This window comes from Geobacter metallireducens GS-15, assembly GCF_000012925.1.
Lineage (GTDB): Bacteria > Desulfobacterota > Desulfuromonadia > Geobacterales > Geobacteraceae > Geobacter > Geobacter metallireducens.
In genome coordinates this window covers 2,318,555-2,332,105 of sequence record NC_007517.1, presented here as the reverse complement: position 1 = coordinate 2,332,105, position 13,551 = coordinate 2,318,555, and the positions used below count along the sequence as shown (strand labels likewise).

11 protein-coding genes are annotated in these 13,551 nt (G+C 61.2%); 10 read left to right on the top strand and 1 reads right to left on the bottom strand.

Annotated elements, in window-relative coordinates:
- Positions 1-164 precede the first annotated feature (164 nt).
- The 10 genes from GMET_RS10455 to GMET_RS10410 all read left to right on the top strand — a co-directional run bounded on the left by GMET_RS10455 (position 165) and on the right by GMET_RS10410 (position 12,378).
- Positions 165-1,010, top strand: a complete 846-nt coding sequence (locus GMET_RS10455) for a 3-hydroxybutyryl-CoA dehydrogenase (protein WP_004514031.1) — start codon at positions 165-167, stop codon at positions 1,008-1,010.
- Positions 1,011-1,024: 14 nt separating this feature from the next.
- Positions 1,025-1,807: an enoyl-CoA hydratase/isomerase family protein gene (locus GMET_RS10450; protein WP_004514032.1), complete on the top strand. Its 783-nt coding sequence runs from the start codon at positions 1,025-1,027 to the stop codon at positions 1,805-1,807.
- A gap of 45 nt (positions 1,808-1,852) precedes the next feature.
- Complete coding sequence (locus GMET_RS10445) at positions 1,853-3,844, top strand: heterodisulfide reductase-related iron-sulfur binding cluster (protein WP_004514033.1); 1,992 nt, start codon at positions 1,853-1,855, stop codon at positions 3,842-3,844.
- Between the two features lie 320 nt (positions 3,845-4,164).
- Positions 4,165-5,328, top strand: coding sequence for an ADP-forming succinate--CoA ligase subunit beta (gene sucC / locus GMET_RS10440; RefSeq protein WP_004514034.1), 1,164 nt, complete (start codon positions 4,165-4,167; stop codon positions 5,326-5,328).
- Between the two features lie 13 nt (positions 5,329-5,341).
- Positions 5,342-6,232 carry a succinate--CoA ligase subunit alpha gene (gene sucD / locus GMET_RS10435; RefSeq protein ID WP_004514035.1) on the top strand — a complete coding sequence of 297 codons (891 nt, stop codon included), beginning with the start codon at positions 5,342-5,344 and terminating at the stop codon, positions 6,230-6,232.
- Positions 6,233-6,363: 131 nt separating this feature from the next.
- Positions 6,364-7,176, top strand: coding sequence for an electron transfer flavoprotein subunit beta/FixA family protein (locus tag GMET_RS10430; RefSeq protein WP_004514036.1), 813 nt, complete (start codon positions 6,364-6,366; stop codon positions 7,174-7,176).
- A 20-nt stretch (positions 7,177-7,196) separates the two neighbouring features.
- Positions 7,197-8,543 carry an FAD-binding protein gene (locus GMET_RS10425; RefSeq protein WP_004514037.1) on the top strand — a complete coding sequence of 449 codons (1,347 nt, stop codon included), beginning with the start codon at positions 7,197-7,199 and terminating at the stop codon, positions 8,541-8,543.
- A gap of 39 nt (positions 8,544-8,582) precedes the next feature.
- Positions 8,583-10,559, top strand: coding sequence for a heterodisulfide reductase-related iron-sulfur binding cluster (locus tag GMET_RS10420; RefSeq protein ID WP_004514038.1), 1,977 nt, complete (start codon positions 8,583-8,585; stop codon positions 10,557-10,559).
- Positions 10,560-10,630: 71 nt separating this feature from the next.
- The gene (locus GMET_RS10415; RefSeq protein WP_004514039.1) at positions 10,631-11,410 is read left to right on the top strand and encodes an IclR family transcriptional regulator; all 780 of its coding nucleotides are present in this window, start codon (positions 10,631-10,633) and stop codon (positions 11,408-11,410) included.
- Positions 11,411-11,433: 23 nt separating this feature from the next.
- Complete coding sequence (locus tag GMET_RS10410) at positions 11,434-12,378, top strand: hotdog domain-containing protein (RefSeq protein WP_004514040.1); 945 nt, start codon at positions 11,434-11,436, stop codon at positions 12,376-12,378.
- Here GMET_RS10410 and GMET_RS19240 read toward each other — a convergent pair.
- The gene (locus GMET_RS19240) at positions 12,375-13,538 is read right to left on the bottom strand and encodes a PP2C family protein-serine/threonine phosphatase (protein ID WP_337998871.1); all 1,164 of its coding nucleotides are present in this window, start codon (positions 13,536-13,538) and stop codon (positions 12,375-12,377) included. The genes GMET_RS10410 and GMET_RS19240 overlap by 4 nt on opposite strands.
- Between the last annotated feature and the right edge of the window lie 13 nt (positions 13,539-13,551).

Sequence of the window (13,551 nt, the reverse complement as noted above, 5' to 3'; positions counted from 1 at the left end):
ACGACCAAGCTGTCGTGTCCAATTCTGGAGAACATATAACCGGTTACTGAAACATACAAGCAACTGAGCATGGAGAAAGACAAACAACTCTATTTGATTGAAATCCTGCTTTCTCATTTGCTCAGTTGCTCAGTGTTATTCCGTATTTGAAGTGGAGGCAGGTAATGGTTAGCAAAATCGGAGTACTCGGCGCAGGGCAGATGGGGAGCGGCATTGCCCATGTGCTGGCCCAGCAGGGAATAGAGGTGGTGCTGTTCGATATCGCCGAGGCGCAGCTCGCCAAGGCCGTGACCGGCATCGAGAAGAACCTGGAGCGTCAGGCCAAGAAGGGACAGCTGGAAAGCGCCGCTATCTCGGCCATTGTGGGGCGCATCCGCACCACCCAGGCCATGGAGGACCTGGCCGAGTGCGATATGGCCATCGAGGCGGTGACCGAGAAGGAAGCCCTGAAGCTGGAGATCTTCAGGAAGCTGGATGGGATCGTGAAAGCGGGAGCGATCCTCGCCTCCAACACCTCGTCGATACCCATCACCCGCATTGCGGCAGTGACCGGACGGCCCGACAAGGTCATCGGCATGCACTTCATGAACCCGGTGCCGGTCATGCAGCTCGTGGAGGTTATTCGGGGGCTTACCACCAGCGACGAGACCTTTGCCGCCACCACGGCCCTCGTGGCTAAGCTCGGCAAGGAGACGGCGGTATCCGCCGACTATCCCGGCTTCATCGTCAACCGCATCCTCATCCCCATGATCAACGAGGCGGCCTTTGCCCTCTTCGAGGGGATCGCCACGGTGGAGGACATCGATAAGGGGATGAAGCTCGGCACCAATCAGCCCATGGGGCCCCTGACCCTGGCCGATTTCATTGGCCTCGACACCTGTCTCGCCATCATGAACGTCCTCCACGAAGGATTCAAGGACAGCAAGTACCGCCCCTGTCCGCTCCTGGTCAAGATGGTGGAGGCCGGGTATCTGGGGAGGAAGACGGGGCGGGGATTCTACACCTACTGATTGGGGGAAATGCCATGGGAACCGAGAATCTGCTTGTTGACATAAAAGACGGCGTGGCCCTGCTGACCATCAACCGGCCCAAGGTGCTGAACGCCCTCCACACCTCGGTGATCGCCGAGTTGCAGGAAACCTTCGAAGCGTTGAACGCCAACCAGGCTGTCAAGGCGGTCGTTATCACGGGCAGCGGCGAGAAGGCCTTTGTGGCCGGAGCCGACATTGCCGAGATGGCGGTCATGGACGCCCAGCAGGCCCTCGTTTTCGCCCGCACGGGACAGAAGCTGGTGAACTACATCGGCACCATGCCCAAGCCGGTCATAGCCGCCGTCAACGGTTTTGCCCTGGGGGGAGGGATGGAACTGGCCCTGGCCTGCGATTTCATCTACGCCTCGGAAAACGCCAAGATGGGACTGCCGGAGGTGACCCTCGGGATCATGCCCGGGTTCGGCGGTTCCCAGAAGTTCGCCCGGCTCCTGGGGCGCAGTCGGGCCAACGAGTTGATTTTCACCGGCAAGATGCTGACTGCCGCCGAAGCGAAGGAGTGGGGGATCGTCAACGCCGTCTTACCGCTTGCGGAGCTGGTGGGAAAGGCCCTTGAGACGGCCGCGAGAATTGCCGGCAACGGCCTCCTCGGGGTCGCCCATGTCAAGGAAGCCATCCGCCGGGGCCTCGATATGACGGAACCGGACGGCATGGACTACGAGTCGGTCCTTTTTGCCTCCCTCTTCGCCTCCCGTGACCAGAAGGAAGGTATGGGGGCTTTTGTGGAAAAGCGGAAACCGAACTTTACCGGGTCGTAAGATTGTTCGAGATGTGAACCTATTAACACTATTGGAGATTGAGCCATGGAAGCTACCCGCGAACTCTATTGGAATATCGGCCACGGGGCATCGGTCCTTATACCGATGTATCTCTTCACCTTCGCTGCCCTGGGATTTCTGGTGCGAAGCGGGTTGCAGCGGCTGGATATCTACAAGCAGGGAAAGCCCCTGAACCGCTTTGACCAGCGTGGCGTGCGCATTGTTCAGCTCCTGAAGAACGTCCTGCTGCAGAGCAGGGTGCTGAAGGTAAAGGGGCCGGGCTATGCACACGGGCTCTTCTTCTGGGGGTTCTTCCTCCTCTTTATCGGAACTGTTTTCGTGGCTCTCCAGGCCGACTTCACCGATCTCCTCTTCGGGTTCCGCTTCCTTCACGGGGACTTCTATCTCATCTTCTCGGCAGTGCTCGACATTGCCGGTCTCGTGGCCATCGCCATGCTGGCCGGGTTCTTCGTCCGCCGCTACCTGGTGCGCCCCGATGGACTTGAAACCACCCGCGACGACGCCATCATGCACGGCCTCCTCTTCGCCATCCTCATCACCGGTTTTGTCATCGAAGGGGCCCGGATGGCCGTGACCGAACTCCCTAACAACATGGCCCTGGCGGCGTGGTCGCCGGTTGGCCTCGTGGTGGCCAAGGGACTCTCCGGCATGGGTGAGGGTTCCCTCCGGGCCCTCCACCAGGGGATGTGGTGGCTCCACTTCGCTCTCGTCATCGGCTTTATCTGCTCCATACCCTTCACCAAGTTCCGGCATATCCTCACCACGAGCGCCAACTACTTCCTGGCCGACCTCGGTCCCAAGGGTGCCCTCGTCACCCTCAACATGGAGAGCGAGGACGCCGAGAGCTTCGGTGCGGCCCAGATCAAGGATATGACCTGGAAAGACATCTTCGACACCGACGCCTGCACCAAGTGCAAGCGTTGCCAGGACCGGTGTCCGGCCCACAACACCGACAAGCCCCTCTCCCCCATGAAGGTCATCAACCAATTGGGAGAGGTGGCCGGCACCAATCCCGACGCGAACCTGATAGAGACCGTGAGCAAGGATGCCCTCTGGTCCTGCACCACCTGCCGGGCATGCCAGGAGATCTGCCCGGCCAGCATCGAGCATGTGGGTAAGATCGTGGACATGCGCCGCAACATGGTGCTGATGGAAGGGGAGTTCCCCGGCGAAGAGGTCATGGTGGCCATGGACAACACCGAGGTAAACGGCAACCCCCTCGGTCTGGCGTTCGCCTCCCGGGGCGACTGGGCCGAAGGGCTCCCGGTCACACGCCTCTCCGACGACGCCGAGGTGGACATCCTCTACTTTGTCGGCTGCTATGCCTCCTTTGACAAGCGCAACATCAAAGTAGCCACCAGCTTCGTTCAGCTCTGCGCCGCTGCCGGCGTCAAGGTCGGCATCCTCGGCAAAGAGGAGAAATGCTGCGGCGAGCCGATGCGGAAACTGGGGAACGAATACCTCTACCAGTCCATGGCCACCGAGAACATCGAGACCATGGAGTCCTACAAGGTGAAAAAGGTCGTCACCGCCTGTCCCCACTGCTTCAATACCCTGACCAAGGATTACCGTGATCTCGGCTTCAGCATCGAGACCGAGCACTACACCACCTTCCTGAACCGCCTTATCCAGGAAGGGAAACTCAAGGTGAAGGGCGATGCCTTCGACTGCACCTATCACGACTCCTGCTATATCGGCCGCCACAACGACCTCTATGAAGAGCCTCGGGCCTTGGTGGCGGCAGCGGGGGGCACCATCCGCGAGATGGAGCGGAGCAGGGCGGAGGGCTTCTGCTGCGGCGCCGGCGGCGGGCGGATCATGGCCGAGGAGAAACTGGGGAGCCGGATCAGCGGCAAGCGCGCACTGATGGCGGCGGAAACCGGCACCGGCACCCTCGTATCCAACTGTCCCTTCTGTCTCACCATGTTCGAGGACGGGATCAAGGGAGCGGAGCTGGAAGGGAAGCTCGTTCCCCGGGATATTGCCGAGATCCTGGTGGAAAGGGTGATTGCCTGAGAAATGAGGCACCTGCAAAGCTACTGTTTGCAGGTGCCTCAAGAGTTGCTCCGGGGAGAATGTCATGAATTCAAACCCTGATGAACAGGAGCTGCTTGCCGTACCCCGATTGGGCGGGGCAAGCAGCTCCTCTGCCATTACCAAACATGGCTATCGATGCAATAGAACAAATATCGCACGCTGCTGCACCGATGGTCACTTCCATATGCCGCCATGAAAAGAGAAATTTTTGCTTGCCATTAAATCGGTATTGAAGTACCGTATTGCTAAATTGGTGCTGCGATACGGGAATTAAAAAACTGACTCGCGGGAGGAATAGGATGAACATCCACGAATATCAGGCAAAAGCAATCCTTCGCAGATTCGGCGTACCCGTCCCTGACGGGCACGTCTGCTATAACGGCGCCAGCGCCCGTGAATGGGCCAAGCGTCTCGGTGACGGACCATGGGTGGTCAAGGCCCAGATCCACGCCGGCGGCCGCGGTAAGGGTGGGGGGGTCAAGCTGGCCCGCACCAGCCAAGAAGTGCAGCTCATCGCCCGTAACATGCTCGGCATGACCCTGCGCACCCATCAGACCGGCCCCGACGGCAAGTTGGTCACCCGGGTCCTGGTGGAAAACGGCTGCAACATCGACCGGGAGCTGTACATAAGCCTCCTGGTGGACCGGAGCACCTCCAAGGTGACCGTCATGGCCTCCACCGAGGGGGGCATGGACATCGAGGAAGTGGCGGCAACGACCCCGGAGAAGATCTTCAAGGAAGCCATCGATCCGCTGGTAGGGCTTAGCCCCTTCCAGTGCCGTAACCTTGCCTTCAGCCTGGGGCTCACCGGAAAGCTTCTGCCCAAGGCGCAGAAGCTTCTGGAAAATCTCTACGCTACCTTCATCGCTTGCGACTGTTCGCTTCTGGAAATAAACCCCCTGGTCGTCACCAAGGAAGGGGACCTTCTGGCCCTGGACGCCAAATTCGGCTTTGACGACAACGCCATTTTCCGGCACCTGCAGATCTCCGACATGCGCGACTACGACGAGGAGGATCCCAACGAAGTGGAGGCCTCCCAGCACGACCTCTCCTACGTCTCCCTGAACGGCAACATCGGCTGCCTCGTGAACGGCGCGGGCCTCGCCATGGCCACCATGGACATCATCAAGTTCTCCGGCGGCGAGCCGGCCAACTTCCTGGACGTGGGGGGCGGGGCCACCATCGAGCGGGTCACCGAGGCCTTCAAGATCATCCTCTCCGACAAGAACGTGAAGGGGATCTTCGTCAACATCTTCGGCGGCATCATGAAGTGCGACGTCATCGCCACGGGCGTCATCGAGGCTGCCCGGCAGGTATCCCTTCAGGTGCCGCTCGTGGTGCGGCTCGAAGGGACCAACGTGGCCCTCGGCAAGCAGCTTCTGTCCGAGAGTGGGCTCAACATCGTGGCCGCCGACGGCATGGCCGACGGAGCACAAAAAATCGTCCAGGCCGTTGCCGCCTGAGGAGGGGAGAGAGATGAGCATCCTTATCAATAAAGACACGAAAGTCATCACCCAGGGACTCGGCGCCACCGGCCTCTTTCATGCCCAGGGGGCCCGCGAGTACGGCACCCAGATGGTCGGCGGCGTTACCCCCGGCAAGGGGGGGACGGTCGTCGACGGCTTTCCCGTCTACGACACGGTTCGGGATGCGGTGAACCAGACCGGCGCCACCGCCTCGGTAATCTACGTGCCGCCCCCCTTTGCGGCCGACGCCATCATGGAGGCGGTCGACGCCGGCATCGAGCTCGCCATCTGCATCACCGAGGGAATCCCAGTCCTCGACATGGTGAAAGTGAAGCAGTATATGCAGGGGAAAAAGACCCGCCTGGTGGGCCCCAACTGCCCCGGCGTCATCACCCCGGGTGAGTGCAAGATCGGCATCATGCCCGGCTACATCCACAAGCCGGGGAAGGTGGGGGTCGTCTCCCGCTCCGGCACCCTTACCTACGAAGCGGTCTGGCAGCTCACCAACGTGGGTCTCGGCCAGTCCACCTGCGTCGGCATCGGGGGTGACCCGGTGAACGGCACCAACCACGTGGACGTGCTCCGGATGTTCGAGGAGGACCCGGACACCGAGGCGGTCATCATGATCGGCGAAATCGGCGGCAATTCCGAGGAAGAAGGCGCCCGCTTCGTGAAGGAGTACATGACCAAGCCGGTGGCAGCCTACATTGCCGGGATGACCGCCCCTCCGGGCAAGCGGATGGGGCATGCCGGCGCCATCATCGCCGGCGGCAAGGGGACGGCCACGGAAAAGGTCGCCATCCTTGAGGAGTGCGGTATCAGCGTTGCCCAAAGCCCCGCCGACATGGCCAAGGCGCTTTTGAAGGTGTACAAGCCCGACGGGCTTAAAATAGCGGTTTAACCGGCAGATGCATTTGAAACACTGAGCAACTGAGCAAAATCCAAGCATAATTTTATCGATTTCTCTGTTGCTCCGTTGCTCAGTGTCATACATGCCGGATCCAGGTTCAATAAACCCCAAGGAGAAGTTCTATGCTCGTGATCTCCTGCATCAAACAGGTGCCCGACACCACCCAGGTTAAGATCGACCCGGTGACCAACACTCTGGTCCGGGAAGGGATCCCCTTCATCGTCAACCCCTACGACACCCATGCCCTGGAGGAGGGGTTGAATCTCAAGGACCGCTACGGCCTGCGGTCGGTGGCCATCTCCATGGGGCCCCCGAACACCGAGGCGACCCTGCGCAAAGCCTGCGCCCTTGGCGTCGACGAGGCGATTCTTCTCTCCGACCGCGCGTTCGGCGGGGCCGACACCCTCTCTACCAGCAACGTTCTCTCGGCGGCCATCGAGAAGCTGGGAGCCGAGGAAGCGGTGGGGATCGTCTTCTGCGGCAAGCAGACCATCGACGGCGATACCGCCCAGGTGGGACCCGGCATTGCCACGCGCCTCGGGTACACCCAGCTCACCCTGGTGGACCGGATCGAGTTCCTTGATCTGAAGCGCAATGTGATCCGGGTGCGGCGCAAGCTTGAAGGGCGGCATGAGATCGTCGAGGCTCCTTTGCCCGTGGTAATTACCGTTGTCCGGGAACTGAACCGTCCCCGCTATCCAACGGTGCCGATGCGCCTGGCGGCCCAGGAGACCGAGGTCAAGGTCTGGGACAACTCGGTCCTCAAGCTCGACGTGGAAACGGTGGGCCTGAAGGGTTCCCCCACCTGGGTCAGCAAGATCTTCTCCCCGGAGCGGGACAAGGGGGAGATCATCGGCGACGGTGTCGGTGATCCGGAGGGGACGGCCAACCTCCTGATCGACAAGCTGCTCAGCAAGGATCTCTTGGCAGTGTGAGATGTGAAGGGGGAATGACGATGACTGAAACGAAAAAAACAATCAAGAAGCCCCGCGGCAAGGCCCGCGTTCTCGACGGGAAATGCATTGCCTGCGGTGCCCGGTGCGAGAGTTCCTGTCCGGTGGACGGCATCGAGATGAATGCCGCCGGTGAGCCGACGGTACTTGGGGAGAAGTGCATCGGCTGCGCCAAGTGCGTCAAGGTCTGCGCTGCCGGTGCCCTGGAGATGTTTTACACCCCCGAGGAACTGGAATTGCTGAAGCAGTGGGACCAGCAGCACCATACCGTCGAGGAAGAGGTTGACGAAGGGGAAAAGCAGCTTCGGGAGATGCTCGCCCGCTATCGGGGTGTCTGGGTCTTCATTGAGCAGTACGACGGCGAGGCCGCCAAGGTCTCCTGGGAACTTCTGGGAACCGGCGCGGAACTGGCCAAAAGCCTCGGGGTGGAACTCTCCGCGGTGATCATCGGCCACAAGGTTGAACACCTCTGTGACGAAGCGTTCGGCTACGGCGCCCACAAGGCCATCACCCTCGATGCCCCCGTGTTCGCCAACTACCGGACCAAGCCGTACACCGACGCCATCTGCCACCTGATCAGCAAGCACCGGCCCGAGATCATCCTCATGGGGGCCACTGGCCAGGGGCGCGACCTGGCAGGCGCCGTGGCGACGATCGTAAAGACCGGCCTCACCGCCGACTGCACGGGTCTCGGCATTGACGACAAGCGCAACCTCATGCAGACCCGCCCCGCTTTCGGCGGCAACATCATGGCCACCATCATGTGCGACCGGTTCCGGCCCCAGATGTCCACGGTCCGTCCCCACGTCATGCCCATGCCTGAATTCCAGGTGGGGCGAACCGGGGAAGTGGTGCGCGAGCAGTACGACCTCCGCGAGGAGGATGTGCTGGTCAAGGTGATCGAGGTCTTGAGCGACAAGGGTGGCAAGGACATCGACATCGCCGGCGCCGAGATCATCGTCTCCGGGGGGCGGGGTCTCATGAACAAAGAGAACTTCGCCATGCTCCAGGAACTGGCCGACGAGCTGGGCGGGGTGGTCGGCGCTTCGCGTAGTGCCGTTGACGCCGGCTGGATGCCCCACAGCCGCCAGGTGGGCCAGACCGGCAAGACCGTCCGTCCCAAGATCTACGTCGCCTGCGGCATCTCCGGGGCGATCCAGCACCTGGTGGGGATGCAGGACTCCGACGTCGTCATCGCCATCAACCGCGATCCCGAGGCCCCTATCTTCCAGGTGGCCACCTACGGCATTGTCGGCGATCTCTTCCAGATCGTTCCTTCAATCATCCGCAAGGTGAGAAGTCTGAAAGGCCAGCGCGGCGGTGTCATTCCCGACCGGGTCGCGGTCTGATCCTTCGCCGTCATCGCAATATCGTTTGTGAGGTGTATCATGGCAATCAACCACTCGCTCTTCATTCCGCTCTTCGTCGTGGCCGTCGCGACTTTCTGCTTCAGCTGCTACCAGCGCCTGCAGCTGGTCGCCGTCGGCGCTTCCGAGAACCGCTTCGACAACCCGGCTGAGCGGCTGGCTGGGATGTTCTCCTATGCCTTCGGCCAGAAGCGGGTCCTGGCACGTCCCTACGGTTTCAACCACTTCTTCCTCTTTTGGGCGTTCATGCTCCTGCTGGTGGCCAACGGGGCGTTTCTCCTGGAGGGGCTCTTCCCGAGCTTCAGCCTGACGGCACTGCCGGCGCCGCTTCACCACGCCCTTGAGTTCGTCTTTGACATCGTGTCGCTTGTGGCCCTGGTCAGCGTGGCAATCGCCTTTGTGCGGCGGGTCCTCTTTCCTCCCGCGTACCTGGGGAACGACTATACCTCGCCCAGGAGCGGCGAGGCCCTCCTTATCCTGGCCATGATCGCCACGCTGATGATTGCCTTCTTCCTCCTCAACGCCGCCCAGATCGCCATGGGGCAGCCGGCGGGCTGGAAGCCCGTATCGTCCGCCATAGCCAGCCTCCTGGACGGATTTTCCGGAAATCCCCTGGAGAGCATCGCCACCATATCGTGGTGGGTCCACGCCGTCGTGCTCCTCCTCTTCATGAACCTACTCCCCCGCAGTAAGCACATGCACATCCTCACCGCCATACCCAACTGCTATTTCCGGAGCCTGGACAAGCCCAATGTCCAGCCCCGGGAAGAATTCAAGGTGGGTAATCGCTTTGGGGTGAGCACGGTGGAGCAGTTCTCGTGGAAGGACCTCCTCGACAGCCTCTCCTGCACCGAATGCGGCCGCTGCCAGGACCTCTGCCCGGCCCACAACACCGGCAAGCCCCTGAACCCGCGCCGTATCGTCCATGACATCAAGGTGAACCTCATGGATAACGGGGCGGCTTTGAAGCATGGCGACCGGGGCATTGTCCCCCTGATCGGTCCCCAGGGTGAAGGGTCCAATCACGAGGATGCCCTCTGGTCCTGCACCACCTGCGGCGCCTGCACGAGCGTCTGCCCGGTCCTCATCGAGCAGATGCCGAAGATCATCAAGATGCGCCGCCACCTGGTCCAGGAGAAGGCCCGGTTCCCTGAGGAACTCCTGAACCTCTTCGAGAACATGGAGCAGCGGAGCAACCCCTGGGGGATCGCCCCGTCGGACCGGGGGAAGTGGGCCACGCATCTGGGCGAGCGTCCCTTCAAGGCCGGGGAGACTGACTATCTCTTCTTTGCGGGGTGCGCCGGCTCCTTCGATAGCCGCGCCAAGCACGTCACCGTGGCCCTGGCCACGATCCTGGACAAGGCCGGGGTTTCCTGGGGAATCCTGGGGCGTGAAGAGCAGTGCTGCGGCGACAGCGTGCGGCGCCTGGGGAACGAGTTCGTCTTCGACAAGATGGCCAAAGAGAACGTGGCCCTCTTCAAGGAGCGGGGTGTTACCCGGATCGTCACCCAGTGCCCCCACTGCTTCAGCACCCTCAAGAACGATTACAGGCAGTACGGGCTGGAGGTGGAGGTGCTCCACCACAGCGAGCTGATCGCAAAGCTCGTGGAGCAGGGGAAGCTCAAGCTCCCCAAACAGGCCGATCAGGGGAAGATTGTTTTCCATGACTCCTGCTACCTGGGACGGCACAATGACACCTACGAGGCGCCCCGGTCTGTCATCAAGGCGGCCACCGGCAAGGCCCCGGCCGAGTTCGAGCGCAACCAGGAGAACGGCTTCTGCTGCGGCGCCGGCGGCGGCCGCATGTGGATGGAGGAGCAGATCGGGAGCCGGATCAACCTGGAACGGGTGAAAGAGGCCCTCAAGCAGCAGCCCGACACCCTCTGCGTCAGCTGTCCCTACTGCATGACCATGATGGAGGACGGTCTCAAGGACGAAGGGGCTGAGCAGGTGCGGGTGAAGGACATCGCCGAGGTGATGGCCGAGGCCATGGCGTAAGGGGAATCCCCCGGCACTGCCGGGGGATTGCTTTGTTGTACTGTTCCTGACAGCCGGAGGGAACACGACCCATGAAGACAAAAAACAAAACGGTGCCGTTGATAAAATCGGTGGACCATGCTTTCGAGCTGCTGGAGCAGTTCCGGGGCGATGCCAGCGAACTCAGCCTGAGCGAGCTGGGGAGGCGCCTCAACCTTCCCAAGAACAACGTGTTCCGGCTCCTGGCCACCCTCGAATCCAGGAGATTCATCGAGCATAACACCTCTACCGGCAGCTACCGGCTCGGCCTCAAGGCCTTTCACCTGAGCCGGATGGTTTCACGGCAGATGAGGCTTGTCAACCGCGCACGACCCACTTTGGAGGCCATGGTCAGGGAATGCAACGAGACGGTCTGCCTGACGGTCCTGAGGGATTTTTCCATTGTCTGCCTCGATGCGGTGGAGTGCAGCCAGCCGGTGCGGGTCGTACCCCCCATCGGCATGAGGCTTCCCGCCCATTGCACGGCGGCCGGCAAGGTACAGCTGGCGCACCTGCCGGAGGACAAGGTGGCAAAACTGCTCACCGTCCATAAGCTCGAGCGGAACACGCCGTACACAATCATTGACCCCGCAAGCTTCAAGGAGCACCTCCTCCAGATAAAAGAACACGGGTATGCCATCGGTCGGGAAGAGCTGGAAGTGGGAGTCACCTGTGTCGCGACTCCGGTGCGCGATTACAGCTCCAACGTCATCGGGGCGATTGTCCTTCCCGGCCCCATCACGCGGTTCAGCGATGATCTGATCAACGGGGTGCTCATCCCCCTCGCGAAAAAAGGGGCTGAGGAAATTTCCAGCCAGCTCGGGTATTGCTGAAGCGGGTTCATGGGGAGACGCGCGTGTCCGGGACACTGTTTACCTATCGGAGAAAAGTCGATTTTGGAGACTGCGACTCCGCCCGCATCTACTTCACGCCGCGGGCTGTCGATTACGCGGTGGAGGCAGTGGAAGCCTGGTTCGGGGATGTGTTGGGCGTCTCCTGGGCGGATCTGTTCCTGAGGCACGATCTCGATGTGACGTTCGTGCGGATGGGGTGCGAGTACTTCCGGCCGGTGATTGCCGACCAGACAGTGCATGTGCGGGTAAGGGCGACCGCTGTCGACCGCTCGTCAGTGACTTTCAGCGCCGCCGGAGAGGACGACTCCGGCGGCGTCTTTTTTCGGGCAACTCTCGTGGCGCAATTCAGAGCGGGGCGGAATCGCGCACCGGTTCCGATTCCGCCCCGTTACCGCGAGCGGATGGAGGACTGTCTGGAGCAGGCAGACGGGAAGTCGGGTACTGTCGCTCAAAGGGTTGGCGGCGAACCGTTCCTCTCCCGATTGCAGTCCGATGGGGTCCACTTTACCGTCCGGCGTCGCGTGGTCTATGGGGATTGCACGCTTTCCGGCACCGTTTACGCTCCGCGACTCTTCAACTACGCCGTTGAGGCGGTGGGTGAGTGGTACCGGGAGACCCTGGGCATTTCCTGGCGGGAGCAGTGCATCCGCCTGAGGGGAGCCCCTTTCCGGGAGGTCTGGTGCGAGCGGCTGGCCCCCCTTGTCCCCGGCCAGGTAATCACCATGACGGTCGGGATTCCGCGGTTGGGGAAATCGAGCATTGGTTATGAAGTCGTCGGGTATGATGACCGGGGTGAGCCCTGTTTTCAGGTCGGGATGTCGGCCTGTTACATCTCGGAGGAAACCGGCTCCATCAAGGCGATCCCCTTTCCTGACGACATGCGGAGTCGGATCCTCGCCTATCAGGTGCTCTGCGATCAGGGTGTCATTCCCGCCACGGCCTCTTAGAGTGCCTTCAGAACGACCAGCGAGACATCGTCGGTCAGGTTCTGGTTTGCGGCGAACGATCTGACCTGGGCGAGGAGATTGTCGATAATCTGCTGGGGATGGAGTGCGTGATACTCGGCAATAAGGGAGCATAGCCGGTCCTCGCCGAATAATTCGCCGGCGGGATTTGCCGCCTCGGTGATGCCATCGGTGTAGAGCAGGAGGAGATCTCCCGGCTCCAGCCGCACCTGTTTTTCCTCAAACGTGACGTTCCTCTTGATGCCGAGAATGAGGCCCTCCGCGTCGAGGTACTCACAGGCCCGTGATCCGGACCTCCTGAGTATCGGCGGGTTGTGGCCGGCGCTGGCGAAGGAGAGCAGCCGCGTCCCGGCATCGTAGTTCAGGTAGAACATGGTGATGAAGAGTTCGGCACGGGTGAGGTCTTCGTAGAGAAAGTCGTTGAGGACGCACAGTATCTCGCCGGGACCCCGGACGATCTTCGCCTCTGCCTGGATGATGGTGCGCACTTCCGCCATGAGGAGGGCAGCACCGACGTTGTGACCCGATACGTCGGCGATGACCAGATCGAGACCCCTGGCGCCGCGTACCAGGAAATCGTAGTAATCTCCCCCCACCTCCCTGGCCGGGACACACGTTCCCGCCAGTGATATTCCCGCCACTTCCGGCGCCCGCGTCGGCAGGAGCCCCATCTGGATAGTCCGGGCGATCTGCATCTCCTTTTCATGCTCCTTCGCCTGGATCAGCTTCTCGGCCTGGAGGGCGTTGCGAAGCGCTATCCCGATCTGTCCCGCCAGATTGGTGAAGAGTTCAACGAACTCGTCGGTGAAGATCCCCTTCATCGACTTTGAGAAGGCCGACAGAATACCCACGGGTTTCCCTTCGACCGTGATGGGGGCATGGGCGAATGACCTGATTCCTTCCCGTCGCACAACCAGGGCGGAGGCGGGCTTGTCCATGGAATCCGTATCGTTGACCACTACGGTGGAGTTTGTGAGGAATGCTTCGCCGGAGTATGTCCCCATGCTCAACTCACGATCCGATTCATTCAGGTGATCGGAGCTCATCCCCTTCTGGCTCTGCACGGTAAGAGTCTTCATTTCTTCGTCGAGAATGCGGATAACGCACGTGTCGAACTTGAACTGCTGCTGGAGAAGCTCCAGGATGCTGTCCAGG